Annotated in this window: 30 protein-coding genes; 18 read left to right on the top strand and 12 right to left on the bottom strand. The window is 67.5% G+C overall.

The window, feature by feature from the left end; translation table 11 throughout:
* The gene (locus tag DI624_RS00760; protein WP_291535438.1) at positions 1–183 is read left to right on the top strand and encodes a hypothetical protein; all 183 of its coding nucleotides are present in this window, start codon (positions 1–3) and stop codon (positions 181–183) included.
* A gap of 20 nt (positions 184–203) precedes the next feature.
* On the opposite strand, the gene holA is transcribed toward DI624_RS00760, so the two are convergent.
* The 4 genes from holA to DI624_RS00740 all read right to left on the bottom strand — a co-directional run bounded on the left by holA (position 204) and on the right by DI624_RS00740 (position 4,971).
* Positions 204–1,256 carry a DNA polymerase III subunit delta gene (gene holA / locus DI624_RS00755; RefSeq protein ID WP_291535437.1) on the bottom strand — a complete coding sequence of 351 codons (1,053 nt, stop codon included), beginning with the start codon at positions 1,254–1,256 and terminating at the stop codon, positions 204–206.
* Complete coding sequence (gene lptE / locus DI624_RS00750) at positions 1,253–1,732, bottom strand: LPS assembly lipoprotein LptE (protein WP_291535435.1); 480 nt, start codon at positions 1,730–1,732, stop codon at positions 1,253–1,255. The genes holA and lptE overlap by 4 nt, the downstream gene beginning before the upstream one ends.
* The gene (gene leuS / locus DI624_RS00745; RefSeq protein WP_291535433.1) at positions 1,732–4,311 is read right to left on the bottom strand and encodes a leucine--tRNA ligase; all 2,580 of its coding nucleotides are present in this window, start codon (positions 4,309–4,311) and stop codon (positions 1,732–1,734) included. Before leuS ends, lptE begins: the two co-directional genes overlap by 1 nt.
* A 195-nt stretch (positions 4,312–4,506) precedes the next feature.
* On the bottom strand, positions 4,507–4,971 hold the full coding sequence (locus DI624_RS00740; protein ID WP_291535432.1) for a DUF3576 domain-containing protein: 465 nt from the start codon (positions 4,969–4,971) through the stop codon (positions 4,507–4,509).
* Between the two features lie 392 nt (positions 4,972–5,363).
* Between DI624_RS00740 and DI624_RS00735 the strand changes: the two genes are divergently transcribed.
* The gene (locus tag DI624_RS00735; RefSeq protein ID WP_291535431.1) at positions 5,364–5,720 is read left to right on the top strand and encodes an NtrZ family periplasmic regulatory protein; all 357 of its coding nucleotides are present in this window, start codon (positions 5,364–5,366) and stop codon (positions 5,718–5,720) included.
* On the opposite strand, the gene DI624_RS00730 is transcribed toward DI624_RS00735, so the two are convergent.
* Positions 5,710–6,369, bottom strand: a complete 660-nt coding sequence (locus DI624_RS00730; RefSeq protein WP_291535430.1) for a thiamine phosphate synthase — start codon at positions 6,367–6,369, stop codon at positions 5,710–5,712. The two genes, DI624_RS00735 and DI624_RS00730, sit on opposite strands and share 11 nt — an antisense overlap.
* Here DI624_RS00730 and DI624_RS00725 point away from each other — a divergent pair.
* On the top strand, positions 6,368–7,066 hold the full coding sequence (locus DI624_RS00725) for a YggS family pyridoxal phosphate-dependent enzyme (RefSeq protein WP_291535428.1): 699 nt from the start codon (positions 6,368–6,370) through the stop codon (positions 7,064–7,066). The two genes, DI624_RS00730 and DI624_RS00725, sit on opposite strands and share 2 nt — an antisense overlap.
* Before the next feature lie 82 nt (positions 7,067–7,148).
* Positions 7,149–7,835, top strand: a complete 687-nt coding sequence (locus tag DI624_RS00720) for a response regulator transcription factor (RefSeq protein ID WP_055755062.1) — start codon at positions 7,149–7,151, stop codon at positions 7,833–7,835.
* Positions 7,836–7,867: 32 nt separating this feature from the next.
* Here DI624_RS00720 and DI624_RS00715 read toward each other — a convergent pair whose 3' ends face one another.
* The 4 genes from DI624_RS00715 to DI624_RS00700 form a co-directional block, all read right to left on the bottom strand.
* Positions 7,868–8,665, bottom strand: a complete 798-nt coding sequence (locus DI624_RS00715) for an exodeoxyribonuclease III (RefSeq protein WP_291535426.1) — start codon at positions 8,663–8,665, stop codon at positions 7,868–7,870.
* 236 nt (positions 8,666–8,901) lie between these two features.
* Positions 8,902–9,417, bottom strand: coding sequence for a hypothetical protein (locus tag DI624_RS00710; protein ID WP_291535425.1), 516 nt, complete (start codon positions 9,415–9,417; stop codon positions 8,902–8,904).
* A 32-nt stretch (positions 9,418–9,449) separates the two neighbouring features.
* Entirely contained in the window at positions 9,450–10,382 is a 933-nt protein-coding gene (locus DI624_RS00705) for a Gfo/Idh/MocA family oxidoreductase (protein ID WP_291535424.1), read from the bottom strand.
* A gap of 5 nt (positions 10,383–10,387) precedes the next feature.
* On the bottom strand, positions 10,388–11,545 hold the full coding sequence (locus tag DI624_RS00700) for a DegT/DnrJ/EryC1/StrS aminotransferase family protein (RefSeq protein WP_291535423.1): 1,158 nt from the start codon (positions 11,543–11,545) through the stop codon (positions 10,388–10,390).
* A 198-nt stretch (positions 11,546–11,743) separates the two neighbouring features.
* Here DI624_RS00700 and DI624_RS00695 point away from each other — a divergent pair, with 198 nt between their 5' ends.
* The 3 genes from DI624_RS00695 to DI624_RS00685 are packed head-to-tail and all read left to right on the top strand — an operon-like array spanning position 11,744 to position 14,294.
* The gene (locus DI624_RS00695; RefSeq protein WP_291535421.1) at positions 11,744–12,832 is read left to right on the top strand and encodes an AGE family epimerase/isomerase; all 1,089 of its coding nucleotides are present in this window, start codon (positions 11,744–11,746) and stop codon (positions 12,830–12,832) included.
* On the top strand, positions 12,829–13,338 hold the full coding sequence (locus tag DI624_RS00690; protein WP_291535419.1) for an HAD family hydrolase: 510 nt from the start codon (positions 12,829–12,831) through the stop codon (positions 13,336–13,338). The genes DI624_RS00695 and DI624_RS00690 overlap by 4 nt, the downstream gene beginning before the upstream one ends.
* Before the next feature lie 59 nt (positions 13,339–13,397).
* A complete protein-coding gene (locus DI624_RS00685) occupies positions 13,398–14,294 on the top strand; it encodes an alpha/beta fold hydrolase (protein ID WP_291535418.1) in 897 nt (298 codons plus the stop codon).
* Here DI624_RS00685 and DI624_RS00680 read toward each other — a convergent pair.
* On the bottom strand, positions 14,291–15,265 hold the full coding sequence (locus DI624_RS00680) for an ABC transporter ATP-binding protein (protein WP_291535417.1): 975 nt from the start codon (positions 15,263–15,265) through the stop codon (positions 14,291–14,293). The two genes, DI624_RS00685 and DI624_RS00680, sit on opposite strands and share 4 nt — an antisense overlap.
* A gap of 206 nt (positions 15,266–15,471) precedes the next feature.
* On the opposite strand from DI624_RS00680, the gene DI624_RS00675 reads away from it, so the two are divergent.
* From DI624_RS00675 to polA, 5 genes are all read left to right on the top strand, one after another.
* On the top strand, positions 15,472–15,729 hold the full coding sequence (locus DI624_RS00675; RefSeq protein ID WP_291535416.1) for a hypothetical protein: 258 nt from the start codon (positions 15,472–15,474) through the stop codon (positions 15,727–15,729).
* Between the two features lie 114 nt (positions 15,730–15,843).
* Positions 15,844–16,083 carry a zinc-finger domain-containing protein gene (locus tag DI624_RS00670; protein ID WP_291535415.1) on the top strand — a complete coding sequence of 80 codons (240 nt, stop codon included), beginning with the start codon at positions 15,844–15,846 and terminating at the stop codon, positions 16,081–16,083.
* A 156-nt stretch (positions 16,084–16,239) separates the two neighbouring features.
* Positions 16,240–16,680 (top strand): VOC family protein, encoded by a 441-nt coding sequence (locus DI624_RS00665; protein ID WP_291535414.1) that lies wholly within the window; start codon positions 16,240–16,242, stop codon positions 16,678–16,680.
* Positions 16,680–17,297: a DUF6655 family protein gene (locus DI624_RS00660; protein ID WP_291535413.1), complete on the top strand. Its 618-nt coding sequence runs from the start codon at positions 16,680–16,682 to the stop codon at positions 17,295–17,297. Before DI624_RS00665 ends, DI624_RS00660 begins: the two co-directional genes overlap by 1 nt.
* Positions 17,298–17,334: 37 nt before the next feature.
* Positions 17,335–20,247, top strand: coding sequence for a DNA polymerase I (polA, locus tag DI624_RS00655; RefSeq protein ID WP_291535412.1), 2,913 nt, complete (start codon positions 17,335–17,337; stop codon positions 20,245–20,247).
* Positions 20,248–20,254: 7 nt separating this feature from the next.
* Here the strand turns inward: polA and DI624_RS00650 are convergent, their stop codons facing one another.
* Positions 20,255–21,409, bottom strand: coding sequence for a hypothetical protein (locus tag DI624_RS00650; protein WP_291535411.1), 1,155 nt, complete (start codon positions 21,407–21,409; stop codon positions 20,255–20,257).
* A gap of 192 nt (positions 21,410–21,601) precedes the next feature.
* Between DI624_RS00650 and DI624_RS00645 the strand changes: the two genes are divergently transcribed.
* Both DI624_RS00645 and DI624_RS00640 read left to right on the top strand, forming a co-directional pair.
* Entirely contained in the window at positions 21,602–21,805 is a 204-nt protein-coding gene (locus tag DI624_RS00645) for a twin transmembrane helix small protein (protein ID WP_291535410.1), read from the top strand.
* 2 nt (positions 21,806–21,807) lie between these two features.
* Positions 21,808–22,380 carry a cob(I)yrinic acid a,c-diamide adenosyltransferase gene (locus DI624_RS00640; protein WP_291535409.1) on the top strand — a complete coding sequence of 191 codons (573 nt, stop codon included), beginning with the start codon at positions 21,808–21,810 and terminating at the stop codon, positions 22,378–22,380.
* Positions 22,381–22,396: 16 nt separating this feature from the next.
* Here DI624_RS00640 and DI624_RS00635 read toward each other — a convergent pair whose 3' ends face one another.
* Positions 22,397–22,738 (bottom strand): hypothetical protein, encoded by a 342-nt coding sequence (locus tag DI624_RS00635; RefSeq protein ID WP_291535408.1) that lies wholly within the window; start codon positions 22,736–22,738, stop codon positions 22,397–22,399.
* 103 nt (positions 22,739–22,841) lie between these two features.
* On the opposite strand from DI624_RS00635, the gene DI624_RS00630 reads away from it, so the two are divergent.
* From DI624_RS00630 to DI624_RS00615, 4 genes are all read left to right on the top strand, one after another.
* Positions 22,842–23,606 carry an electron transfer flavoprotein subunit beta/FixA family protein gene (locus DI624_RS00630; protein ID WP_291535407.1) on the top strand — a complete coding sequence of 255 codons (765 nt, stop codon included), beginning with the start codon at positions 22,842–22,844 and terminating at the stop codon, positions 23,604–23,606.
* A gap of 1 nt (position 23,607) precedes the next feature.
* Positions 23,608–24,537 carry an electron transfer flavoprotein subunit alpha/FixB family protein gene (locus tag DI624_RS00625; protein WP_291535406.1) on the top strand — a complete coding sequence of 310 codons (930 nt, stop codon included), beginning with the start codon at positions 23,608–23,610 and terminating at the stop codon, positions 24,535–24,537.
* A gap of 73 nt (positions 24,538–24,610) precedes the next feature.
* Entirely contained in the window at positions 24,611–24,913 is a 303-nt protein-coding gene (locus tag DI624_RS00620; RefSeq protein WP_314187550.1) for a DUF167 domain-containing protein, read from the top strand.
* 57 nt (positions 24,914–24,970) lie between these two features.
* Complete coding sequence (locus DI624_RS00615; protein ID WP_291535404.1) at positions 24,971–25,177, top strand: hypothetical protein; 207 nt, start codon at positions 24,971–24,973, stop codon at positions 25,175–25,177.
* The last annotated feature ends 200 nt before the right edge of the window (positions 25,178–25,377 follow it).

Below are 25,377 nucleotides of genomic sequence, written 5' to 3'. Positions count from 1 at the left end.
ATGACCGATCAGAACACGCCCACAGCCGCCGACAAGTTGAAACAGGCGCTCGCCGCCAAGAAGGCGAAAGGCGGACACGGATTCAATGTGCAGCCCGGCGCCAAGGCCGAGGAGAAGAGCGTGGCCGCCCGCAATGTGGCGATGGCCAAGCCGGCGTTCCGCAAGGCGTCCAAGCGCGGGTGAGCCTGCTTCTCGGGGTTCGTCTAAAGCCCCAGTCGTCTCGCCCGGCCGGCGATTTCCAGCAGCAGGCGTTCGGCGATCAGCTGGTCGGGCATTCCGGTCGTCTTGGCGGCGACATCGGCGACGTTGATGCTGTCCATGACCTCGTCGAGAGCCTCCAGGCGCCAGGACCGGGCCTGACGCAGCATTTCCGCCTCCTGCTTCCAGAAAACGCCGGCAGCCTTCGCGGCCTCTTTGGCGTTTGCGCCGTTGGCTTGCAAGATATTGATCCTGCGAAGCTTTCCCAGATGCATGGCGGCGCATCGCACGGCCATGACCGACGATTCGCCCTCGGCGAAGGCGCGCCTCAGGCCCGATTGCGCCGGGGCGGCGCGGGCGCCAAAGGCCTGGAGCGCCGCATCGGACAGCGAGGCGTCCGGCTCTACGCCCAGGTGCAGTTCCAGCGCGTCCATGTCCAGCGTCCGGCCCGACCCTGGACCGATGAACAGGGCCAGGCGCTCGATCTCCTGACGCATCAGGCCGCGTTCGCGGGGCAGACGGGCGACGAACCGATCCAGGGCGTCGGATGTCAGACCGACCTTGTCCGCCGCCAGGGCCTCGCGCACCATGCGGGCGACATCGCCGGTCTCATCCTCGTAACAGACGATGCCGACGGCCCCGTTTTCCTTTTCGGCCGTCTTTCTCAGCGCCGATTCGCGACCGAGCTGATCGGCCTCGACCACCAGCATGGCGTCGGGATTGTAGCCGCCCTGGGCGTGGGTCTTCAGCGCGGCGGCTACGGCCTTGTCCACGCCGGGCTTCAGCGCCGCCAGCCGGATGCGCACCAGACGCCGCCCGCCCATCAGGGACATGGCCGTCAAGGCCTCTTCCAGCCGCGTCTCGTCGCTGTCGATGTCGCTGTCGGTCAGGACGGTGACGTTGAAGGGGTCGTTCAGATCGGACGTGACGGTCCGGCACAGGACTTCGGCCCGCTCGGCGACGCCGGAGCGATCCTTTCCGTGGATGACCGCCGCCCGGATCGCCGGATCGGGCGCCTTCAGGAAGCGTTCGATCTCGGGACGTTTGGCCAGGATCACGGGTTGGACAGGGCCTGCATGAGGTCGAGTCGGATCAGGCGGGCCAGCTCCGAGGCCGCGCGCTCCTCGCCGTCCTGCTGGGCGGCGATGGCGGCATAGGGTTGGTCGGCGGCGGCGTAGGTGGTCGTCACCGTCTCCGCGCCGGTGATCGGCGCGCCGCCCGCGGCGGGGGTCAGGATCCAGGTCGCCTTGACGGTCAACTCATAGCGGGTCGCGGTGTCGTCGATGCGGCGACCCAGGGAGCGGCGGCTTTGCTCGACCTGGGTGGTCAGACGGTACAGGGGCGCTTCGCCCCGGTCCCAGGCCAGGACGTCCTCCAACTGCTCGCGCAGGCGATAGCCCAGTCGGTCGTCCTGGGTCGAGACGGCGATCCGGCGCAGGGACGACCCCAGGGCCGGCTCGGCGTAAATGGGGGTGAAGCCGCAGGCGGATACGCCCAGGGCCGTCAACACCGCAAAGGCCGCCGCGATACGCATCAGCCGGCCACCAGATTGACGATGCGGTCCTTGACCACGACGATCTTCTTCACGCTCAGACCCTCCAGCCGCGCCTGCACGGTCGCATCGGCCAGGACGACCGCCTCGACCTCGGCCGGCTCCATGCCGCGCGCCACGCGGATTTCCGCCCGACGCTTGCCGTTGATCTGGATGGGCAGCACCACCTCGTCGTCGGCCGCCAGAGCAGCGTCCCACACAGGCCACGGCGCGTCCAGAACCATCCCGTCCTCGCCCAGCCGGGTCCAGCATTCCTCGGCCAGGTGCGGGGTGAAGGGGGCGATCAGCCGGGCCAGGGCCGACAGGGCCTGGCGCTTGGCGTCGCCGCCGGCCTGGTCCGCGTCGCGAATCGCGGCGACGAAAGAATAAAGCTTGGCGATGGCCGAGTTGAAGCGGAAGCCCTCTACGCCTTCGGACACGGCCTTGACGGCCTTGTGGGTCTCGCGCAGCAGTTCGGCGTTGGCCGTGTCCTCGCCGGCGAAGGCGGGGTCGTAGGCGTCGAACAGGGACCAGGCGCGCTGAACGAAGCGGCTGGCACCCTCCACCCCGCCCGGCGTCCACTGCACGTCCCGTTCGGGCGGGCTGTCCGAGAGGACGAACAGGCGCCCAGCGTCCACGCCGTGGCTTTCCAGGATTTCGGCCGGGGCGACCACGTTCTTCTTGGACTTGGACATCTTTTCGATGTCGCCGATGATCAGGGCGTCGCCGGTCGACAGCTGGCGGGCCGAACGGACGCCGTTGTCGTTGCTCAGCTCGACGTCGGTCGGCTCTACCCAGGCGCCGTCGGGCCGACGATACGTCTCGTGGACCACCATGCCTTGGGTGAACAGGCCGGCGAACGGCTCCTTGACGCTCATCAGGCCGGCGTCGGTCAGGGCGCGGGTCACGAAGCGGGCGTAGAGCAGATGCAGCACCGCATGCTCGACCCCGCCGATATACTGATCCACCGGCAGCCAGCGGTCGGCGGCGGCCTTGTCGATCGGCGCCTCGGCCTTGGGATCGGTGAAGCGGGCGAAATACCAGCTGGAATCGACGAAGGTGTCCAGGGTGTCGGTCTCGCGCGTCGCATCCGCGCCGCAGGACGGGCATTTGACATGCTTCCACGTCGGGTGCCGGTCCAGCGGATTGCCGGGCACGTCGAAGGTGACGTCCTCGGGCAGGACGACCGGCAACTGGTCGGCGGGAACTTCGACCGGGCCGCAGGACGGGCAGTGGATGATCGGTATCGGGCAGCCCCAGTAGCGCTGGCGCGAGACGCCCCAGTCGCGCAGGCGATAGATGGTCTCGGCGCGACCCTGGCCGGCGGCCTCGACTCTGGCGATGGCGGCGGCCTTGGCGGCTTCCACATCCAGGCCGTTCAGGAAGCCGGAGTTGAAGATGCGGCCGGGACCGACATAGGCCTCGGTCCCGATCTCGACGGTTTCGGCGTCGTCGGGTTTGACCACCGGCGTCACCGGCAGATCGTATTTGCGGGCGAAGTCCAGGTCGCGCTGATCGTGGGCGGGGCAGCCGAAGATGGCGCCCGAGCCATAGGTGGACAGCACGAAGTTGGCCGCCCAGACGGGCAGGGTCTTGTCCGGATCGAAGGGATGGCGGACGCGGACGCCCAAATCGATCCCCAGCTTCTCGGCCTTTTCGATATCGGCTTCGCTGGTGCCGGCCTGGGCGCAGGCCTTGACGAAGTCCGCCACGTCCGGCCGATGCTCCGCGATGGCCTTGGTCAGCGGATGGTCGGGCGCCAGGGCCAGGAAGCTGGCGCCGAACAGGGTGTCTGGGCGGGTGGTGTAGACCTCGATGGGGTCGCGGGCGTGGTTCGGTTCGCCCTCGCGCGAGGCGGGCAGGAAGGCCGGCGCCTCGGCGATGGTCCACCACAGGGTCGCGCCCTTGGACTTTCCGATCCAGTTCTCCTGCATTAGCCGGACCTTTTCGGGCCAGCGGTCCAGGTTCTTCAGACCGTCGATCAGGTCGTCGGCATAGTCGGTGATGCGCAGGAACCACTGGTTCAGCTTGCGCTTCTCCACCAAGGCGCCCGAGCGCCAGCCACGCCCGTCGATCACCTGTTCGTTGGCCAGGACCGTATTGTCGACCGGGTCCCAGTTGACGACCCCGTCCTTGCGATAGACCAGACCGCGCCGATACAGCTCCAGGAACCAGGCCTGTTGCTTGCCATAATATTCCGGGTCGCAGGTGGCGAACTCGCGCGACCAGTCCAGCGACAGGCCCAGCAGTTTCAGCTGTTCGCGCATGTTGGCGATATTGGAATAGGTCCAGCCCTTGGGGTGGATGCCGCGCTCCATGGCCGCGTTCTCGGCCGGCATGCCGAAGGCGTCCCAGCCCATCGGGTGCAGGACGTCGAACCCCTGGGCGCGCTTGGACCGCGCGACCACGTCGCCCATCACATAGTTGCGGGCGTGTCCCATGTGGATGTTCCCCGAAGGATAGGGAAACATCTCCAGCACATAGTATTTCGGACGGCCGGCATCCTTCGTCACGAAGGCGGAGGCTTCGGCCCAGCGGGCCTGCTGGCGGGGTTCGGCGGTCTTGGGGTCGTATCGGGCCACGGTCGTCCTGAAAGTCGAAAAGGGCGCTGACGCCCTCCCGGCTCAACTAGCCCGAAGGACGGCAGCGCCCAAGAAAATTGCGCCCCAATGAGCGATAACCAGCGTGCTCAAGTAGCCCGAAGGGCGATAGCACCCCAAATGCCGCTCAAGCAGCCCGAAGGGCGATAGCGCCTGCCGAAAACCGAATGCTGGCGATCAGCCAGCATTCGACAGGTTCAGCTGTCGCGCCTTGGTCAGGATGGCGTTTTCCAGGTCGGCCTCGGTCTGGGCGGCGACCGGGGCGGCGGTCCACTGGCCGTCGGCGCCCTTCACCTCCTTCGTCACCGTCACGTTCAGGGCGTCGGCGCGCAGGCGGGTGTCCAGGATGAAGACGGTCGCCTTGAAGCGCTCGTTCGGCGTCTGGGGGTTGATATACCAGTCGTAGTTGATGACGCCGCCCCACGGATCGGCGGTCAGCAGCGGCATGAAGCTGAGGGTGTCGAGCGAGGCGCGCCACAGATAGGCGTTGACCCCGATGCCCTGCTGGGCGTTCGTCTTGGGCGCGGACTTCTTGCCCCCGACGAAGGGAATGCTCGAGCAGGCCGAAAGCGACGCGCCCAGGGCCACGCCAGACACCAGCACGACCGCGACGTTGCGAACCAGGGCCTTGTTGAGGCTCATCAAGAGAAGTCTCCGTAAATCCAGGGACGTGGGAGCCCTCGCTCGCACGCGCGCACGGCGCGATAAAACGCCGACTGCACCGCTCTATAACACGGTGAAAAGGGGCGATGACAAGGCGAAGTCGCGCCCGAGGGCGTCCGTCGAAGCAGCGGTTTCGCGACAGGGGCGCGTCATCCGACCCGAAGCGACCCAAATCCCGTGACGCCTGAGACACATGCGCCGACAACAATGAAGAGGAACCTTGTTATCGAGCGGTCATTCCGTTGACCGAGCCGGCGCCCGGTGTCTAATCGCCAGGCTCACGACCATATAAGGTCGGTTCGGGGTCGAAACGTCGCCGTTGGCGGGGTTCTAAGGGTTTGGTTATGCGGTTCGGCGGTTTTCTTGCTGTGATGTTGGCGACGACGGCGCTTGCCGTCTCGACGTCCGCGCTCGCCCAGAACGCGTCCAACACGGTGTCCCTGTCGGAAGCCCAGGCGGCCCAGCGCAATGCGCCGGCGCCGCAGCGTCGCGGCCTTCGCCTGAACGACAACGGCCGTTGGGGCCTGGATTTCAACCTGAACCAGCCCGTGGGGCGTGAAACCGACTGGGGCGATGTCGAGGCCGGGGCCTATTATCGTTTGAACGACCGCCTGCGCGTGGGCGCCGCCGCCGCCGTGGCCACGCCCGAAGCCGACCCGGCCCGCGCCCCGGAAACCAACAGCCGCGCCCAGCCGCGCGTGCGTCTGGAAACCATCTTCAAGTTCTGATCTGGGACGGTGCATCGAACGCCGTCCTGATCGCATCGACCCCGGCCAGGCCGCAGGCGCCGCCGATCCGGCCTGCGTTGGTCGCGTCGATCCCACCCAGCGCATAGACCGGGCGACCGGCGCCCCTCGCCAGGATTTGGAACCGCTCGGCCCCCAGGGGCGGTCTGGACGCCGAAACGCCCCCGGCCGCGAAGACGGGCGAAAGCACCAGGGCGTCCAAGCCGTCCGGCGTCGTCTCCGCGCCATGCCAGGCGGCGGTCAGCAGCCATTGGGGGCGGGCGCTGCGTATCTCGACCGCTCGATGCGCCGCGCGTTCCGGCAAATGCAGGCCATCGGCCCCGACCGTTTCGGCCAGTTCGGCGTCCAGTCCGATCAGGAGCCGGACCCCCGCCGTCGCTGTCGTTTCGCGCAGTCTCTCGCCCGTTTGGACGGCCTCCGCCGCGCCGAAGGCGCGATAGACGACCGCCGAACCGACAGGCAGCCGGGCCGCCGTCTCCCACGGGCGCGGCGTTCGGTCGGGATCGGTGAAGAACAGAAGGGGCGGCAGCCAGGCGGCGCCTGGGCTGACAGCGGCGGCGGCGCGGTTTAGAGCGGTCGCGGCGTTCCAGAGCGTGCGCGCATCGTCGCTGTAACCGGCCGGCAGGTTCATGACCCCTTCATCTCCCGCTTCCGCCCCGCCGTCCATCGCCGAACGGGTCGCAGAGGTCCGCGCCCGCATCGACGTCGCCTGTCGCGCGGCCGGGCGCGATCCCCATGACGTCACCCTGACCGCCGTATCCAAGACCCAGGGCCCCGACGCGATCGACGCCATACTGGCGTCCGGCCAGCGGGTGTTCGGCGAAAATCGGGTGCAGGAGGCGCAATCGCGTTGGACCGCCCGGATCGCGGGGCTTCCCGACCTGGAACTGCGGCTGATCGGCCCTTTGCAGACCAACAAGGCGGCGGACGCCGTCGCCCTGTTCGATGTCGTCGAGACGCTGGATCGTGAAAAGCTGGCCCGCGCCCTGGCCGAGGCGGCGATGAGACGCGGCCGATCGCCGCGCGTCCTGGTCCAGGTCAATACCGGCGCAGAATCGCAGAAAGCCGGCATCTCGGCCGATCAGGCCGACGCTCTGATCGCGACGGCGCGTCTGACCTATGGGCTGACGGTCGAAGGGCTGATGTGCATTCCCCCGGCGGCGCAGGACCCGGAACCCCATTTCAAAACCCTGTCCGCCCTGGCCGACCGCAATGGATTGGCGGTCCTGTCGATGGGAATGAGCGGCGATTACGAGGCCGCGATCCGATGCGGGGCCACCCATGTGCGGGTCGGAACGGCGCTGTTCGGGGAACGAAATCGGCGCTAAAGCCCCTCTAGCCCGTAACCCGATGTGAATATTCGCACCCTCAAGCCTTGGCGCGGGGGTCAAGCCTCGCCATTGTCTGTCCATGCCCACGCCCAAGACCATCCTGATCATCGACGACGACGACGACCTGCGCGAGGCCCTGGCCGAGCAGTTGAACCTTCACGAGGAGTTTCGCACCCAGCAGGCCGCGACCGCCACGGACGGGGTGCGGATGGGGCGCGAGATTCGCGCCGATCTGATCCTGCTGGATGTCGACCTGCCGGACATGGACGGGCGCGAGGCGTGTCGGCTGTTGCGCAAGGACGGGGTATCGACCCCGGTCATCATGCTGACGGCCCAGTCGGCGGACGCCGACGCGATCCTGGGCCTGGACGCCGGGGCCAACGACTATGTGACCAAGCCCTTCCGCTTCGCCGTGCTGCTGGCCCGCATCCGCGCTCATCTGCGCAGCCACGAACAGTCCGAGGACGCGGTCTTCACCATCGGTCCCTATGAGTTCCGGCCCGCCGCCAAGGTGCTGATGGACGCCAAGGGCAAGAAGGTGCGGTTGACCGAGAAGGAAACCAACATCTTGAAATACCTCTATCGCGCGGGGGCCAAGCCGGTGTCGCGCGAGGAACTTCTGACCGAGGTATGGGGCTATAACGCCGGGGTCACGACCCACACGCTGGAGACCCATATCTATCGGCTGCGCCAGAAGATCGAGCCGGAGCCGGGCCATGCGCGGCTATTGCTGACCGACGCGGGCGGCTATCGGCTGCAACCCTGAAGGATCGGGGCGGCGGGGGAAGTCGGCCGCCTTCAGACGTCCAGGTCCACCGTCACAGGCGCATGGTCGGAGGGGCGTTCCCATTCGCGGACGTCGTCGTGGATGCGGGCGGTGTCCCTGACCACCGCGGAGGTCAGGCCCGGCGAGGTCCAGATGTGGTCCAGGCGCAGGCCGCGATTGGATTTACGGAAGTCGGCGGCGCGATAGCTCCACCAGCTGGCCAGTTTCTGCGGTTCGGGGAAGCGGTCGCGCAGCACGTCGGCGAAACCGCCGGCCGCCTGAAGCCGGTTCAGCGTCTCGACCTCGATCGGCGTATGGCTGACGATCTTGGACATGTAGCGATGGTTCCAGACGTCGTTTTCGCCGGGCGCGATGTTGAAGTCGCCGGCCATGATCAGCGGCCGGGCCTTGTCCTGGCGGGCCACGAGCGCGGTCAGCTGTTCGTAGAAGTCCATCTTGTGATCGAACTTGGGGTTCAGCGCCCGGTCGGGGATGTCGCCGCCCGCCGGGATGTAGAAGTTCTGGACGTCGATCCCGGCGACCTGGGCCGAGACGCAGCGGGCGTGGCCCAGTTTGCACACCTGGAAGGTTTGGCTGTCCTCCAGCGGCAGGCGGCTGGCGATGGCGACCCCGTGCCAGCCCTTCTGGCCCGCCACGCGCAGATGCGGCAGGCCCATCGCCTCGAAGGCGCCGCGCGGGAACTGGTCCGTGGTGCATTTGATCTCCTGCAGCATCAGGACGTCGGGCGCGCGGTCGGCGACGAAACGGGCGACCTGGTCGATGCGCAGGCGGACGGAGTTGATGTTCCAGGTGGCGAGGCGAAGGGTCATGCCTCCGTCTAGCAGGCGCGCGGCGTAAAAAAAGCCCGGCCGCGATGGCCGGGCTATGGGAGGTTCGTCTCTCTCGCCGCCGGGGAGGGGGATATCTTCCGTGGCGGCAGAACGGCCGCCGCCGTTCGTGTGCCGAAAGTGTCACTGTCGGACAGAAAAGTCAAATCGTCACAATTGCCGCTTGCGCGTGCTCATTATGAAACAGTCCGACGCCGGACGAATCAGGCCGTCGCGGCTCAGTCGACGTTTCCGCGTGCGGCCGGCGCGGCGGCCCATTCGCCGCGCCACTCGTAACTCAGAGTGACGCAATGGCGGTAGGCGCTGTCGGACCAGCGGCCGACCGCCTGCATGGTCAGGGGACGCGGCGCGCGCACCCGGCTCATGATCAGCCAGACCTCGTCGGCGCCGGGGCACAGGGCGCGGGCCAGGCCCCGGCCGTCGCCGTCCTGATTCACGGCGTAGATGTCGTTCTCCTGCGCGCCGTCAGGCAGGACGCGCCGCGCCGCGTCGGGGCCGCCCCGGGTGAAACCGGCCGTGCCGCGCGCGGTGGTGGAGAACAGCCGCTCGACCTGGACCGCGCCGAACAGACCACGCCGCACTTCCAGCGTGACCCCCTTCGTCAGGGCCTGGGTGATGCGGTCGGAGGCGTTGTAGGACAGGAAGCGGGTGTCCGCATGGGCCGGGGCCGCGATCAGGATGGCGGCGGCCAGACCGAGAGGCAGGCTGAAAGACGGGCGGTTCGGACGGCGCATTCGGGCTTCTTCCCCAGGTTTTGCGGCGAGAACTAGGCTTCGCCCAGACAGCGCAAGGCGACTTCCAGATTGCGCAGGCCGTCCTCGCCGGTCACGGCCGGGGTCTCCCCGCTGGATATGGCGCGGGCGAAGGCTTCCAGCTCCTTCCTCAGCGGCTCGGCCGGCCAGCTGTTCAGCATCCGGGTCGAGTAGGAGCCGTCGGGCTGCTGGCCGAAATATTCCGTCACCTGGCGGGTGATCAGGTCGGCGACGACGAACTTGGTCTTGGTGGCGACTTGCAGCGTACGGGTCTTGTAGGGCGTGACCCAGTTGGTGGTGATGTGGGCGATCACGCCGTTGTCCAGTCGGAACTGCAACAGGGCCGTATCCTCGCGGTCTGCGCGGGTGCGGGCCAGCTGAGGCTGAACCTCGACGATCTCGGACCCGGTCAGGTGGCGGATGATGTCGATGTCGTGCACGGCCAGGTCGATGACGACGCCGACCTCGCCCATCCGGGGCGGGAAGGGGCCGACGCGGGTGATCTGGATCGAGATGATCTCGTCGCCGTCGACGGCGCGCTTGACCGCCTCGACAGCCGGATTGAACCGTTCGACCTGGCCCACCATCAGGACGCGGTCGTTGGCCTTGGCCGCGTCGATCATGCGCTGGGCGTCGGCCACGGTGGCGGCGATGGGCTTTTCGACCAGGACGTGGACGCCCTTTTCCAGCAGGGCCACGCCGATCTCGGCATGGACACGGTTAGGGGTGGCCACGACGGCGGCGTCCAGGCCGGCGTCGACAAAGGCCTGGACCGTGGTGACGGGCGCGGCGTCATAGGCCGCCGCGACGCCCTCGACCGTGATGGCGTCGGGATCGAAGACGGTGGTCAGGTCGAACTCGCGCATCTCCGAGGCGACGCGGGCATGGTTGCGGCCCATGACGCCGACGCCGGCGACGCCGAACTTGAGGGGGGCGGTGTTGGGCATCGGGTTCAGGCCTTGTAGCTGGCGACGGCGGCGACGATGCGGTCCTGGGTCTCGGCGTCCAGATCCGCGTGCATCGGCAGGCTGACGACCACGTCCTTCAGCCGCTCCGTCACGGGGAGGCCTCCGGCGCCGCGCGGATAGTGCTCATAGGCCGGCTGAAGATGCAGCGGAATCGGATAATAGACGGCGGTGGGCACGTCGTTGGCCTTGAGGTGCGCGGCCAGTCCGTCACGGTCGGGATGTTCGATCGTATATTGCGCCCAGTTGGAGATGTTGCCCGTCGGCACGTCGGGGACCTTGGCGACGTGGGGCCGCAGGGCGTCGTTGTAGCGGCCGGCGATGCGGTTGCGCCATTCGATCTCCTGGCCGAAGACCTTCAGCTTCTCGATCAGGACAGCGGCCTGGATGGTGTCCAGACGGCTGTTCAGGCCGATGCGCATGTTCAGATATTTGGGGTCGTGGTCGAAGGTGCGGTCCTTCAGATCCACCGCGACCGCCTTGCCGTGCACCCGCACGGAATCCATCAGCTGAGCCAGTTCGTCGTCGTCGGTCAGCACCGCCCCGCCGTCGCCATAGCAGCCCAGCGGCTTGGCCGGGAAGAAGCTGGTGGTGGTGACGTCGGCCCATTTCAACGGATGGGCGCCGTCGATGGTGCAGCCGAACCCTTGCGCCGAATCCGAGATCAGCTTCAGCCCGTGCCTGTCGCAGATCGCCTTGATCGCCGGATAGTCGGCGGGCTGGCCGAACAGGTCGACGGCGATGACCACGCGGGGCGTCAACCGACCCTCGGCCTTGATCCCCTCGATGGCCCGTTCCAGCGCGGCCGGGTCCATATTGTAGGTTTCGGCGTCCACATCGACGAAGACCGGCTCGGCGTCGAACCAGGGCACGACCTCGGCCGTGGCGGCGAAGGTGAAGCTGGGGACGATGACCGCATCGCCGCGTCCGACGCCCCAGGCCATCAACGGCAGGGCCAGGGCGTCAGTGCCGTTGGCGCAGCCCAGGGCGTGTTTGGCCTGACCGAAGGCGGCCAGATCGGCCTCAAACCGGCGAACCTGCGGACCCATGACCCAGGCGCCGCCGACGACGGCCTCCTGGACGGCGGCCTCGATCTTGCCGGCGAGACGCAGGCGCTGGGCCTGAAGGTCGATGAAGGGGATCATGGGGGTCGCACTCTCCGTAACGGGATCGGGGCGGCGTCGGGCCGGGCCGCGTCAAGGACGCCACTTGGGCCGTCATCTGTCGCGCCGTCCTAGCAAGATCGGACGCGCGGGCCAAATCATGCGGCGTCACATCGCGTTGCCCTTTGCTACCGTCGCTTTCGCTTGGCGGGGGCCGGGATCATGCTCTAAGCCAGCGCCATGATCGCCCGCGCCGCCGCCCAGACAAGGGTCTCGAACTGGCTGTTCGACCACGCCCTGCCGCTATGGGCCGACCGGGGGCTGGACGCCGGCGGGCGGTTTTTCGAACAACTGGATTTCGACGGTCGTCCCGTCGTGGGCCAGCGTCGGCGCACCCGCGTCCAGGCGCGCCAGATCTATGTCTTTTGCGAAGCGACGGCCCTGGGCTGGGCGGGGGGGCGCGGCCCGGCCCAGGCGGGGCTGGACTGTCTGATCGCGAGCGGACGCCGCGACGACGGGCTGTGGATCGGCGCGACCGACGACAAAGGGGCGGTGACGGACGCGGCGCCGGATCTCTACGACCTGGCTTTCGTGCTGTTCGCCCTGGCCGCCGCCCATCGCGTGCTGGGCGATTCGCGCGCGCGGCCGCTGGCGCTGCAGACGTTGGAGGCGATCGACAGGGAAATGACCGCCCCCCACGGCGGTTGGCACGAGGCCCTGCCGCCGCGCCTGCCGCGTCGCCAGAACCCGCATATGCATATGCTGGAGGCGATGCTGGCCTGGCAAGCGACGGCCGCCGATCCGGCGTTCGCGAGGGCGGCGGGCGTCTCGCTGGATCTGTGTCGGCGTCATTTCCTGGTCGATGGCGCGATCCGCGAATACTTCGGCGAAGACTGGCGGCTCGATCCGCACCAGGGGCGGGTGATCGAGCCGGGCCATCTGGAAGAGTGGGCCTGGCTGCTGCGCCAGGCCAGGACGTTGGATCCGGCGGCGGACGATGCGGCCAAGGCGCTTCATCGTCGCGCCATGACGCAAGGGCGCCGCGACGGTTTCGTAATTCGGGAGATCGACCCGACCGGCGCGCCCCTGGATGCGGGGCGACGGCTGTGGGCCCAGACCGAGGCGGCGCGCACGGCCCTGAGCTTCGGCGACGACGGCGCCGTCGACCTGATCGACCGCATCCTGGACACCCATCTGGCGACGGCCGTGCCGGGGCTATGGATCGACAGCTACGATGCGGACGGTCGGCCGCAGGATCGAGCCGCGCCGGCGTCCAGCCTCTATCACCTGATGACCGCCTTCTCCGAACTGTTGAGACTGGACGCATGACCGCCGCCCCCGCCGCCTTTCTGGATCGCGACGGCGTCCTGATCGAGGACTGCGGCTATCCGCATCGCCCCGAGGACCTGAAGCTGACGCCGGGCGCCGCTGCGGCCGTGCGGCGAATGAACCGAGGCGGTTATCGCACCGTCATCGTCACCAATCAGTCGGGCGTGGCGCGGGGCCTGTTCACCGAAGAGCGGATGCACGCCTTCAACGCCCTGTTGATCGAGGCCCTGGCCGAACAGGGCGCGGTGATCGACGCCGTCTACGCCTGCCCCTTCCATGCCGACGCGGTCGAGGCGCGCTATCGTCACCCGGACCATCCAGATCGCAAGCCCAATCCGGGCATGCTGTTACGCGCCATCGCCGAACACCATCTGGATCCCGCCCGCAGCTTCATCATCGGCGATCAGCCGACCGATCTGGAGGCCGGGCGGCGCGCGGGGGTGAAGGGATATCTGTTCGCGGGCGGCGATCTGGACGCCTTCGTGCACGACACGGTGGACCTCTAAGGGCGTCGCATTTCGTCGTCCGGTGAATTACTCTGACGAAAACGTCGGAGGAAATCTCAATGACCTATCCGCAGTCGCCTGACGCAAGGCCCTTCTCGGAGCGGCGCTGGACCGCGCCGGGCGGCCTTCGTCTGTTCGCTCGCGACTATGCGCCGGGAAGCGGCGTGGCGCGAACGCCGATCATCGCCATCCACGGCCTGACCCGAAACAGCGCGGATTTCGAAGCCGTCGCCCCCCTGTTGGCCCAGAGCGGCCGGCGTGTCCTGGCGGTCGATGTGCGCGGGCGCGGCCTGTCGGATCGGGCGCCCGATCCGATGACCTACAGGCCCGACATCTACGCCCAGGATGCTCTAGCCCTGATGGACCAGGCGGGGATCGCGAGGGCGGTCTTCGTCGGCACCTCGATGGGCGGTCTGATCACCATGGCGCTGACGGCGATGCGGCCCAGGGCAGTGGTCGCGGCGGTGCTGAACGACATCGGGCCGGAAGTGGCGCCCGAGGGTCTGGCGCGCATCGCCGCCTACAGCGGCCAGCCGGTCGAAATCTGGTCCTGGGCCGATGCGGCGGCCTATGCCCGGCGGATCAACGCCGTGGCCTTCCCGCATTACGGCGATGCGGACTGGGAGGCTTTCGCGCGCCGCATCTTCCGCGAATTGCCGGATGGGCGCGTCGCGCTGGACTACGATCCCGACATCGCCGTGCCGATCCAGGCGGCGGGGGCGAAGGCCCTGGTCCCCGACCTGTGGCCGATGTTCCGGCGGATGGCGCGCAAACGTCCCACTCTGCTGGTGCGCGGCGGGACATCCGACCTGCTCAGCGCCGACATCGCCGCGCGGATGAGAAAGGCGGCGCCGAACATGGTCTATGTCGAGGTTCCCGGGGTGGGCCACGCCCCGATGCTGGACGAGCCCGAGGCCCGCGCCGCGATCTTCGAATTCCTGGCGGAGGTCGATTAATCCCGGGTCGGATCGACGCGCGAGGCGTCGCCATAGGTCAGGGCCAGGAAGACGTCTTCCAGGTCCGGGTCCTCGGTGGTGATGTCGGCGATGGTCACGCCGGCGGCGCGGACGGCGTTGATGACCTGCTCCACCGAAGACTGCCCTTTCTTGTAGGCCACGGCGAAGGCGCCGCCGGGGCGCGGCGTGACCTCGAAGCCCGGCAGGGCGGGCGGCGTCGCCTGTGGCGTTTCGGGCGTGACCACCACGTTTCGGCTATCCAGCCGGCGCAGCAGTTGCGGCGTCGGCTCGCAGGCCACCACCTCGCCCCGATTGACGATGGCGATGGTGTCGCAGAGCTCCTGCGCCTCTTCCAGATAGTGGGTGGTCAGGACGATGGTGACGCCCTCTTCGTTGATGCGGCGGACATAGGCCCACAGTTGTCGGCGCAGTTCGACGTCCACCCCCGCCGTCGGTTCGTCCAGGATGAGGATCGGCGGATTGTGGACCAGGGCCTTGGCCACCATCAGGCGGCGCTTCATGCCGCCCGACAAGGCGCGGACATAGGCGTCAGCCTTGTCCGACAGACCCAGCGCCGCCAGCAGTTCGTCGGAACGCCGCTCGTTCTTGGGCACGCCGTAGAAGCCGGCCTGGACCTCGAGGGACTCGCGCGGGGTGAAGAAGACGTCGGCGACGATCTCCTGCGGCACGACCCCAAGGGCCGCGGCGGCGTCGCGCGGCTCCTTGTCGATGTCGCGGCCCCAGATGACGACGGAGCCTTCGGACTTCTTCACAACCCCGGCCAGGATGTTGATCAGTGTGGATTTGCCGGCGCCGTTCGGACCCAAGAGGCCGAAGACGGAACCGCGTGGGATAACCAGATCGACGCCGCGCAGGGCGATCTTGGGCGGCGATTTCTTGGACCCGGCGTAGGTCTTCTTCAGGCCCCGCACCGCGATGGCGTTGTCGGGCAGGGCGAGGGTCTCGGGCATGGCTTCACTCAGGGCGGCGTGGCGAGGCGCATAGGTAGGGCGCGCTGGACCATCCGCCAAGCTGGCCAAGCCGTATTAAGAGACAAGCGGGCCAGACTTTATGTCAATGACCCTTGACTTATGAGGTCGGGATGTCTAGGTTCCTTGTCATAGGACAACTCGACTTGATGGAGAACATTATGACGACGCCGTCTGTCAGACCTCGTATGACGCGCACCCGCCTGATCGGATTTTTCGCCATGGCTGTCTGCGCGGTCGGCTATGTCGGGGCGGGCCTGGCCCTGTGGGTCGGCAAGATTGGCCAGATGGACATGAGCCAGGCCGCCCTGGCGGCGGCGGGGCTGGCGGTCGTGGGCGAGGTCGGTCTGTGGGTCGGGGCCGGATGTCTGGGGCTGACGCTGTTCAAGAAGCGCAAGGCCCTGATGGATCGCCTGCTGGGCCGGAGCAAGCCCGCCGAGGTTTGACCTTCCGGCCCGGCCCGCTTAGAGCGGAAATCGGTCGCGTCGGCCTTTCGTCGGTCGCGTCTCAGATTTCGCTCCGGCCAAGGGGTCGGCAGCCTCCCAGACCCGGACCGCATCATGCCCACGCGCCACGCCGACGCCATCATCCCCCCGCCCGAAGAGATCGTCGTCTCCACCAAGCGCGTGGCCTGCGACGGGGGCGGCGGCGCCCTGGGCCATCCTCTGGTCTATATGGACATGGGCGAGGACGACTTCATCGAATGCGGCTATTGCGACCGCCGTTTCGTCCTGTCGGCCCACCCGCACGATGAGAACGAATATCTGAGCCCGGCGGCGCGCGCGCCCGAGGCCCATTAAGCACTGATCGTTTTAGACGGGACCGTTTTCGCGGTTACGCCTGAAGCGTGAATCAGGCTCTCGCCTGCTTTCGGCCGTAACCTCAGTTCAGTCGCGAAGTCGGGCGATCCCGGTCTATAGGATTGCTAGGGAACCTGTTTGGACGGAGCCTCGCCTTTGCGCTATCTGCACACCATGGTCCGCGTGAAGGACCTCGACGCCTCGCTGCATTTCTATTGCGACCTTCTGGGGCTCAAGGAAGTGCGACGCACGGAGAACGCGGCCGGCCGGTTCACCCTGGTCTTCCTGGCCGCGCCCGAGAATCTGGCCCAGTCGGCTGCGGAGCGGTGTCCCGAGGTCGAACTGACCTTCAACTGGGAGCCCGAGGATTATCAGGGCGGCCGCAACTTCGGGCACCTGGCCTATGAGGTCGACGACATCTACGCCGCCTGCCGGACGCTGATGGACGGCGGCGTGACGATCAATCGTCCGCCGCGCGACGGCTACATGGCCTTCGTCCGATCGCCTGACGGCGTTTCCGTCGAACTCCTTCAGAAAGGCGCGCCCTTGGCGCCGGCGGAACCCTGGGCTTCGATGACCAACACCGGGGTCTGGTGATGCGTTTGCGCGCGGGGACGGCGCTGACGGCTGCGGCGTGCGTGCTGTCGGCCTGCGCCTCGACCACCGAAAGCAATACGGGGCGCACGGCCACCGAACAGCTGCTGTTGGCCCGCGCCTCCGACCGGGCGATCGAGGGGCTGGTGCTGCCCTTGCCGCTGGGGGCGTCGGTCTTCGTGGACGACGCCTATTTCCAGGGAGACGGCGCCCATTACGCCGTCAGCGCCATCCGGGGCGCCATCTCGGACGCGGGCTTCAGCCTGGCCCGCACCAAGGACGACGCCAACGCCGTGTTCGAAATCCGCGCCGGCGCCCTGTCGCTGGAGCAGATGCGGCGGGTCTTCGGCATTCCCGAGATGCGCATCCCGATCAACGAGACGTTCAACGTCGTCTCCCTGCCCGAACTGTCGGTCTACAGCCACCGCGACCGCGTGGGCGTCGCGGAATTTTCGGGTTTTCTCTACGAGGCCAAGACGGGCGCGCCCCTGGGCGCCGTGACCCCGATGATCGGCAGTTATCGCATCCGCAGCCACAAGGCCTTCATGGTCGTGTCCTGGGGTCAGCAGCAGGCCCAACCCGGCCAGCGCGATCCGGGTTCGAGCTGGACGGAATTCTGACACTGACGCGCGCCCTCGGGCACCCTATGTTCCGGGCATGACCGAGACGACCGCGCCCGAAACGACTGAGACCGACCGACCGTTGACCCAGGACGGGCCCGCGCTGCGGCTGTGGATGATCGACGCCTCGGCCTATATCTTTCGCGCCTACCACGCCCTGCCGCCTTTGACGCGCAAGTCGGACGGCCTGCCGGTCGGCGCGGTCCAGGGCTATTGCAACATGCTCTGGAAGCTGTTGAAGGACATGAAGGGCGCGGACGGACCGACCCACCTGGTCGCCATCTTCGATCATTCGGAAAAGACGTTCCGCAACACCCTGTACGACCAGTACAAGGCCCACCGGCCCCCGCCGCCCGAAGACCTGATCCCGCAGTTTCCGCTGGTGCGCCAGGCGACGGCGGCGTTCGGCGTGCACTGCGTGGAACTGCCGGGCTACGAGGCCGACGATCTGATCGCCACCTACGCCTGCAAGGCGCGCGACGCGGGCGGGGAGGCGGTGATCGTCAGTTCCGACAAGGACCTGATGCAGCTGATCGGCGGCGGCGTAGTCATGTGGGACCCGATGAAGGACCGACGCCTGGCCGAGGCCGAGGTGTTCGAGAAGTTCGGCGTCGGGCCCGAGAAAATGGTCGATCTGCAAGCCCTGATCGGCGACAGCGTCGACAATGTGCCCGGCGCGCCCGGCATCGGGCCGAAGACGGCGGCGCAGTTGCTGGACGAATACGGCGACCTGGACACGCTGCTGGCGCGCGCCGAGGAGATCAAACAGCCCAAGCGACGCCAGACCCTGATCGATTTCGCCGATCAGATCCGCCTGTCGCGCGAACTGGTGCGCCTGACCTGCGATGCGCCGGCCCCGGAACTTATCGACGATTTCGCCGTGCGCGACCCCGACCCGGAAACCTTGTCGGCCTTCCTGGAAACGATGGAGTTCCGGTCGCTGCAGCGGCGCGTCGGCGACGGCAAGGCCGGCCCCAGCGAGACCTCGGCCTTCGCGCCCAAGCGCGCCCCGAACCTGAGCGCGCCCGTCGCCACGCCGCGCTATGGCCAGGCGGTCGCGGCGCCGACCGAGGTCCACAGCTTCGATCACTCGACCTATGAATGCGTCCAGACCGAAGAGGCGCTGGATCGCTGGATCGCGCGCGCGACCGAGGCCGGGGTAGTCGGTTTCGACACCGAGACCGACGCCCTGTCGGCGACCCACGCCGGCCTGTGCGGCGTATCGCTGGCGATCGGGCCGAATGCGGCCTGCTACATCCCCCTGACCCACGAGCACGAGCCGCAGGCGGGCGACGGCGGCCTGTTCGGCGAGGCGGCCGAACCGCGCGAACCGATCCAGCAACTGGACAAGCCGACCACCTTGGCCAAGCTGAAGACGCTGCTGGAAGACCCCTCGGTCCTGAAGGTGTTGCAGAACGCCAAATACGACATCGCCGTGATGGCGCGCCGGGGCGTCCGCATCGCCCCTTATGACGACACCATGCTGATCTCCTACGTGTTGGAGGGCGGGTTGCACGGACACGGCATGGACGAGCTGGCGCGGCTGCATCTCGGCCACGACCCGATCCCGTTCAAGAGCGTGGCGGGCGTCGGCAAGAGCCAGAAATCGTTCAAGCACGTGGCCCTGCGGCCCGCCTCGGAATACGCCGCCGAGGATGCGGACGTGACGCTGCGCCTGTGGCGCATTCTGAAGCCTCGCCTGGCGCGCGAGGGCCTGTCCACCGTCTATGAAACGCTGGAGCGGGGGATGCCGACGGTCCTGGCCGACATGGAGACCGCGGGGATTCGCATCGACCCGGATCGGCTGAAGCGCCTGTCCAGCGAGTTCGGCCTGCGGATGGCCGAACTGGAGACCGAGGCCGAGCGGATCGCCGGCCGCCCCTTCAACATCGGGTCGCCGCGCCAGATCGGCGACATCCTGTTCGGCGAACTGAACCTGCCGGGCGGCAAGAAGACCGCCAGCGGCCAGTGGGGCACCGACGCCAGCGTGTTGGAGGACCTGGCGCTGAGCCACGACCTGCCGCGCACCATTTTGGACTGGCGCCAGCTGTCCAAGCTCAAGGGCACCTATACCGACGCCCTGATCGCCGCAGCCGATCCGGCGACAGACCGGGTGCACACCAGCTATCAGCTGGCGGCCGCCTCGACCGGGCGCCTGGCGTCCTCGGATCCGAACCTGCAGAACATCCCGATCCGCACGGAGACGGGGCGAGAGATTCGCCAGGCCTTCATCGCCGCGCCCGGCCACGTGCTGATCAGCGCCGACTACAGCCAGATCGAACTGCGGCTGTTGGCCCATATCGGCGACATCGCCGAGCTGAAGCGCGCCTTCAAGGCGGGGCTCGACATTCACGCCGCCACCGCCAGCGAAATGTTCGGCGTGCCGGTCGAGGGCATGCCGTCCGAGACGCGCCGCCGGGCCAAGGCGATCAATTTCGGCATCGTCTACGGCATTTCCGCCTTCGGCCTGGCCAACCAGCTGGGCATCGATCAGGGCGAGGCCGGGGCCTATATCAAGACCTATTTCGAACGTTTCCCCGGCATCCGCGACTATATGGACCGGACCAAGGCCGAGGTGCGCCAGGCCGGCTTCGTCTCGACCGTGTTCGGCCGGCGCATCCACATTCCCGCGATCCACTCCAAGTCGGGGGCCGAGCGCCAGTTCGGCGAACGCGCCGCCATCAACGCCCCGATCCAGGGCGCGGCCGCCGACATCATCCGCCGCGCCATGATCCGCATGCCGGCCGCCCTGGTCGAGGCGGGCCTGGCGACGCGGATGCTGCTCCAGGTCCACGACGAACTGGTGTTCGAAGCACCTGAAGCCGAGGCCCAGGCCGCGATACCCGTCATCCGTCGCGTGATGGAAAACGCCGCCGAACCTGCCGTCGCCCTGACCGTGCCCCTGGTCGTGGACGCCCGGGCCGCCGCCAACTGGGATGAGGCGCACTGATCGGACGTCAGGCCGCGATCATGCTGATGTCGTCGGGAAGTTCGCCGCGGCCCAGGAGGCCGGTCTCGAAGTCCATGAAGATGTCCATCAACTCCTCCACATTGACCGGGGCGGCGCCGGGGCCGAAGCGGAAGCGCCAGTAGCTGACGATATGCTGGACCGCGCCCAGCTGGTCGCCCAGCTTGGCGAACATGGACGGCGCGTCCAGCAGAAAGTCGCGGAAGGCCGTGGGGCGGCCCTCCTGGGTCAGTTTGGAATAGGCGTCGTCATAGATGCGAAGGGTCCGGCTGACCTCGTCGCAGGTCTTGATGATGCGACCGCGCAGGACGTCGCGACTGCGGGCCAGATATTCCTTGGCGGCGCGGTCGACCTTGCCGACAGGGCGGATGGTGCGCACGGCCTCGGCGACGCCCGCGACCTCGCCCAGCAGGGCCGCCAGGGTCCATTTGTAATAGAGGAAGCCCTTCCAGCAGAAGACGCCCTCCTGATACTGTTCCGGCGCCAGGCGCAGCGTCAGCCGCAGGGCGTCCAACTGATCGCCAGGGGTGTTCGACAGGATCTTGGCCGCCATGCGTCCGGCCGAATCGGCGTTCACCGCCACCGTGTCCGATCCCAGGCTGAGCGTGACCAGCGGCTCGATCTCGCTGCGCACGAAGGCCAGCATCCGCTGCAGGTCGCTGTCGCTGATCGAGAAATAGCAGGGCGCCGGGTCCAGCCCGCCGCGGCGCAGCTGCTCGCGCAACAGGAAGGGATCGAGCGACGGGAGTTTGTCGATCAGGCGCAGGGTCTCGATATCGGGATGGTTCGCCGCGACGCCGAACGCCTCCATCATCATTCGTTCGAAACCGATCTGGTCGACGAAGACGTAGCGGCCGCCGGTCTTCAGGTCTGCGTCGTCGATGGGGATGACGACCTTGGTGACGACCTGGCGGCGGCCGGTGAACAGGTCGGTCTCGTTGCGGCGCAGGCGATGTTTGATGATCAGGGCGCGGTTCAGCGCCGTGGTGCGGAAGATCGGATAGGCGGCCCATTCCGGGTTGCGCACCGCGCCGTCCGGGCCGCTGTCGCCGTTCTCTTCCCAGACCCGCAGCAGATTGAGCACCCTCGCCGTCGAGGCGGAGCTTTTCAGATGTTCCAGGCTGCGGACGGCGCGATCGGTCATGCGATCATCCTAGGCGCGAAATCGTCACCAAATGGCTTAGGTTGCCGCAAAAAAGAAAACAGGGTTCGGCAAGGCCTCCCTCAATCTTCACCTCAGGTTCCGGGGAACTTTGCGGCTCAAGCGGAGCCTCATGGCGGCGTCTCGCGCGCGCTGCGCTGGCGCCATCTCGCCAACCGGGTCTAGAACGAGCCCATGCAGATTTTCGACATCCTGATCGCCGTCGCCATCGCCGCCGTGACGGTGACGCTTGGGTTGGGTCTCTATTCGCTGTTTCGCGGTGGAGACTATGCGCGGACCCACTCCAATCGGCTGATGCGCCTGAGGGTCGCGCTTCAGGCGGTGGCGGTGCTGTTGCTGGCGGTCGGCATGATGTGGAAGGCGACGCGGGGGGGCTGACCATGGTGACGCTGAACAAGATCTACACCCGGACCGGCGACGGCGGCCGGACGCGGCTGGCCTCTGGCGCGCCCGTTTCCAAGAGCGACGCCCGGGTCGAAGCCTATGGAGCGGTGGACGAGCTGAACGCCGTCATCGGCGTCGCCCGGCTGAACAGCGGCCAGAACGACCGAATCGACGCCATGCTAGGCCGTATCCAGAACGAACTGTTCGACCTGGGCGCCGACCTGGCCACGCCGCTGGACCCGCCGCCGGCCTGGGAGGCGCTGCGCATCATCGACAGCCAGGTGGAACGGCTTGAGCAGGAAATCGACTGGATGAACGAGAGCCTGAAGGCGCTCGACAGCTTCATCCTGCCCGGCGGGGCGCCGCTGTCGGCGCATCTGCACCTGGCGCGCACCGTTTGTCGCCGGGCCGAACGCGAAGCCGTGCGCCTGGTCGAAGAGGGGCAGGCCGTGAACGAGGCGGCCGTCAAATATCTGAACCGGCTTTCGGACCACCTGTTCGTCGCCGCCCGACGCGCCAACGCCAATGGCGCAGGCGACATCAAGTGGAAGCCGGGCGCGACCCGCTGAACCGCCGTATCGGCCGTCAACGTCCCTGGCGGGCGGCCAGTTCGGCCTTTTCCCGGGCGACCTCGGCGCGGACGGCGCGCTGCTGAGCGTTCACCTCGTCCTCCAGGCGCACCAGATCCTTGTTCTTCTCGGCCGAGGCTTCGGCGCGCGTCACGCCGGCGGGGCGGCCGGTGATGTCGGGAATATAGATGGGCGTCGCGCAGGTGCGGCTTTCGATATCGTACCAGCTGCCCTTGGCCTCGCAGCGCGCGCCCGGGTTCACCCAATAGGTCTGCAGGACGAAAATGCCCGCCAGCACCACGGCGAAGGCGGCTCCGAACAGCATCGCCAGCCTGGGGAATGTCAGGAAACGCTTCATCTCGGGATCCGTTAGAGGACGACGGCCAGGAAACCTGACGCGGCGTTACGTTGACAGGCCTTCGCGACCGCTCCATCATTCAGGCGATTTCACGGATAGACCCATGAAGGTACTCGTCCCCGTCAAACGGGTGATCGACTATAACGTCAAGGCCCGCGTCAAGGCGGATCAGTCGGGCGTCGATCTGGCCAACGTCAAAATGAGCATGAACCCTTTCGACGAGATCGCCGTCGAAGAGGCGGTTCGCCTCAAGGAAGGCAAGGAGCACCACGCCGCCGGCACGGCGAACGAGATCGTGGTCGTCTCCATCGGCGTCGCCCAGGCGCAGGAAACCATCCGCACGGCCCTGGCCATGGGCGCGGATCGCGGCCTGCTGATCCAGTCGGACGCGGATCTTGAGCCGTTGGCCGTCGCCAAACTGCTGAAGGCGGTGGTCGAGGAAGAAAAGCCCGACCTGGTGCTGATGGGCAAACAGTCCATCGACGGCGACAACAATGCGGTAGGCCAGATGCTGGCCGCCCTTCTGGACTGGCCCCAGGCGACCTTCGCCGGCAAGCTGGTCGTCGACGGCGGCAAGGCGACCGTGACGCGCGAAGTCGACGGCGGCCTTCAGACCCTTGCGGTCGACCTGCCCGCTGTGGTGACGGTGGACCTGCGGCTGAACACGCCGCGCTACGCCTCGCTACCGAACATCATGAAGGCCAAGAAGAAGGAGATCGCCGTCAAGGCGGTCGCCGACTACGGCGTCGATGTCGCCGACCGGTTGAAGGTCGTGAAAGTGACCGAACCGCCTAAGCGGTCGGCCGGGGTCAAGGTCGCGGATGCGGCCGAACTGGTTTCCAAGCTCAAGTCTGCGGGAGCGCTGTAATATGGCTGTCCTCGTCATCGCCGATCACGACGGTTCGACCGTCCGCGACACCACCCACAAGACCGTGACCGCCGCGCTCGGCCTGTCGTCCGACGTGGACGTGCTGGTCCTGGGCCAGGGAGCGCAAGCCGCCGCCGACAGCGCGGCCAAGATCGCCGGGGTCCGCAAGGTGCTGCTGGCCGACAGCGCCGGTCTTGGCAAGATGCTGGCCGAGGCGGTCGAGGCGACCGTCCTGCCGCTGGCCTCCGGTTACGACGCCATCCTGACGCCGGCCACCACGGACGGGAAGAACTTCGCCCCGCGTCTGGCCGCTAAGCTGGACGTGGCCCCGATTTCGGACATCGTCGAGGTCGTGTCGCCCGACACCTTCGTGCGCCCGATCTACGCCGGCAATGCGCTGGAGACGATCCAGTCGTCCGACGAAAAAAAGGTGATCACCGTGCGGCCGACCGCCTTCGCCGCCGCCGCCGAGGGCGGATCGGCCCCGGTGGAGAGCGTCGCCGGCGCCGATGCGCCCAAGACCGTTTTCGTCTCCGAGGAGATGGTCAAGTCGGATCGCCCCGAACTGGGCGCCGCCAAGATCGTCGTCTCGGGCGGCCGCGCCCTGGGCTCGGCGGACGAATTCCACGCGGTGATGGAGCCGCTGGCCGACAAGCTGGGGGCCGCCATCGGCGCCTCGCGCGCCGCCGTCGACGCCGGCTATGCGCCCAACGACTATCAGGTCGGCCAGACCGGCAAGGTGGTCGCGCCCCAGCTCTACATCGCCGTGGGCATCTCGGGCGCGATTCAGCACCTGGCGGGGATGAAGGATTCCAAGACCATCGTCGCCATCAACAAGGATCCGGACGCTCCGATCTTCCAGGTGGCGGACTATGGCCTAGTCGCCGACTACAAGACCGCCGTGCCGGATCTGATGGCCGCCCTGGGTTAAGGCGCCGAGGCGATAGTCGAACTTGGGGAAGGGGCGCGATGTCCAAGCCGACGTTGCGCCCCTGTTCGTATCCGTGAGCAAGACGATGGCGACCCTGGCCGTGAAGCTCCAACCCGGCGCCGCTTCGGACCGGATCGACAGCTGGGACGTCGATGCGTCCGGCCGCCGTGTTCTGAAGATCCGTGTGCGGGCGCGTCCCGTCGACGGCGAGGCCAATGCCGGCCTGATCCGGTTCCTCGCCCGGAGCCTGGACCAGCCGAAATCCGCCGTCAGCTTGGCGCGCGGCGGCCAGTCGCGCCTGAAGATGATCGTTGTCGAGGGCGTGGATGACGACGCCCTCGCCGCGCGAATCGAGCAGCTTATCGCCAATGGCTGAACGGCGCGGCCATTCCCGGTTCTGCCGCGTTGTTTTGCGAAATCGGAGACCTGGGCCATGAGCGAAGCGACGCAAACACGAATCCTACACGCCCGCAGCGGCGTGACCCTCGAACAGCAAGGCGACCGGTTCGCCGTCGCCAGCCTGAGGCTGGAACAGACGATGAGGTTCGACAGCCAAGACGAAGCGCTGCGCGCCTTCGACGCCGAGGTCGTGGCGGCCGAAAAGGATCCCGAACTGATGTCCAGACTTGGCGGAGCCTAGCCGGGCCGCCGTGATCCACGCAGGGCGGCGTTCACCGATCCCGATTCCGCGAGAATCTTCGCCTGGTTTTCAGAATCCGCTTGCTGCGGAAAAGGGCGGTGCGTATAGGGCTGCCTCGCTCGGAGACGGGCCGGCCTTTGGGGCCTTGGGGGCTTTGGTTCCTGGGGTTTTTGGGGAGCGGGGTGTTGAGAAACGTCTTG

It is taken from the genome of Brevundimonas sp. (assembly GCF_003248455.1).
Lineage (GTDB): Bacteria > Pseudomonadota > Alphaproteobacteria > Caulobacterales > Caulobacteraceae > Brevundimonas.
This window is presented reverse-complemented; position numbering and strand designations above follow the sequence as displayed.

Excerpts from the sequence above, each read along its gene's own strand:
- DI624_RS00615 (WP_291535404.1), top strand. The coding sequence starts at position 24,971 with ATGAGCGAAGCGACGCAAACACGAATCCTACACGCCCGCAGCGGCGTG.
- lptE (WP_291535435.1), bottom strand. The coding sequence starts at position 1,732 with ATGCGTATCGCGGCGGCCTTTGCGGTGTTGACGGCCCTGGGCGTATCC.
- DI624_RS00635 (WP_291535408.1), bottom strand. The coding sequence starts at position 22,738 with ATGAAGCGTTTCCTGACATTCCCCAGGCTGGCGATGCTGTTCGGAGCC.
- DI624_RS00690 (WP_291535419.1), top strand. The coding sequence starts at position 12,829 with ATGACCGCCGCCCCCGCCGCCTTTCTGGATCGCGACGGCGTCCTGATC.
- DI624_RS00645 (WP_291535410.1), top strand. The coding sequence starts at position 21,602 with ATGCAGATTTTCGACATCCTGATCGCCGTCGCCATCGCCGCCGTGACG.
- DI624_RS00685 (WP_291535418.1), top strand. The coding sequence starts at position 13,398 with ATGACCTATCCGCAGTCGCCTGACGCAAGGCCCTTCTCGGAGCGGCGC.
- DI624_RS00660 (WP_291535413.1), top strand. The coding sequence starts at position 16,680 with ATGCGTTTGCGCGCGGGGACGGCGCTGACGGCTGCGGCGTGCGTGCTG.
- DI624_RS00720 (WP_055755062.1), top strand. The coding sequence starts at position 7,149 with ATGCCCACGCCCAAGACCATCCTGATCATCGACGACGACGACGACCTG.
- DI624_RS00625 (WP_291535406.1), top strand. The coding sequence starts at position 23,608 with ATGGCTGTCCTCGTCATCGCCGATCACGACGGTTCGACCGTCCGCGAC.
- DI624_RS00670 (WP_291535415.1), top strand. The coding sequence starts at position 15,844 with ATGCCCACGCGCCACGCCGACGCCATCATCCCCCCGCCCGAAGAGATC.
- polA (WP_291535412.1), top strand. The coding sequence starts at position 17,335 with ATGACCGAGACGACCGCGCCCGAAACGACTGAGACCGACCGACCGTTG.
- DI624_RS00640 (WP_291535409.1), top strand. The coding sequence starts at position 21,808 with ATGGTGACGCTGAACAAGATCTACACCCGGACCGGCGACGGCGGCCGG.
- DI624_RS00650 (WP_291535411.1), bottom strand. The coding sequence starts at position 21,409 with ATGACCGATCGCGCCGTCCGCAGCCTGGAACATCTGAAAAGCTCCGCC.
- DI624_RS00695 (WP_291535421.1), top strand. The coding sequence starts at position 11,744 with ATGATCGCCCGCGCCGCCGCCCAGACAAGGGTCTCGAACTGGCTGTTC.
- DI624_RS00715 (WP_291535426.1), bottom strand. The coding sequence starts at position 8,665 with ATGACCCTTCGCCTCGCCACCTGGAACATCAACTCCGTCCGCCTGCGC.
- DI624_RS00675 (WP_291535416.1), top strand. The coding sequence starts at position 15,472 with ATGACGCGCACCCGCCTGATCGGATTTTTCGCCATGGCTGTCTGCGCG.
- DI624_RS00705 (WP_291535424.1), bottom strand. The coding sequence starts at position 10,382 with ATGCCCAACACCGCCCCCCTCAAGTTCGGCGTCGCCGGCGTCGGCGTC.
- DI624_RS00630 (WP_291535407.1), top strand. The coding sequence starts at position 22,842 with ATGAAGGTACTCGTCCCCGTCAAACGGGTGATCGACTATAACGTCAAG.
- DI624_RS00730 (WP_291535430.1), bottom strand. The coding sequence starts at position 6,369 with ATGAACCTGCCGGCCGGTTACAGCGACGATGCGCGCACGCTCTGGAAC.
- DI624_RS00740 (WP_291535432.1), bottom strand. The coding sequence starts at position 4,971 with ATGAGCCTCAACAAGGCCCTGGTTCGCAACGTCGCGGTCGTGCTGGTG.
- DI624_RS00710 (WP_291535425.1), bottom strand. The coding sequence starts at position 9,417 with ATGCGCCGTCCGAACCGCCCGTCTTTCAGCCTGCCTCTCGGTCTGGCC.
- DI624_RS00735 (WP_291535431.1), top strand. The coding sequence starts at position 5,364 with ATGTTGGCGACGACGGCGCTTGCCGTCTCGACGTCCGCGCTCGCCCAG.
- DI624_RS00700 (WP_291535423.1), bottom strand. The coding sequence starts at position 11,545 with ATGATCCCCTTCATCGACCTTCAGGCCCAGCGCCTGCGTCTCGCCGGC.
- DI624_RS00725 (WP_291535428.1), top strand. The coding sequence starts at position 6,368 with ATGACCCCTTCATCTCCCGCTTCCGCCCCGCCGTCCATCGCCGAACGG.
- DI624_RS00760 (WP_291535438.1), top strand. The coding sequence starts at position 1 with ATGACCGATCAGAACACGCCCACAGCCGCCGACAAGTTGAAACAGGCG.
- DI624_RS00680 (WP_291535417.1), bottom strand. The coding sequence starts at position 15,265 with ATGCCCGAGACCCTCGCCCTGCCCGACAACGCCATCGCGGTGCGGGGC.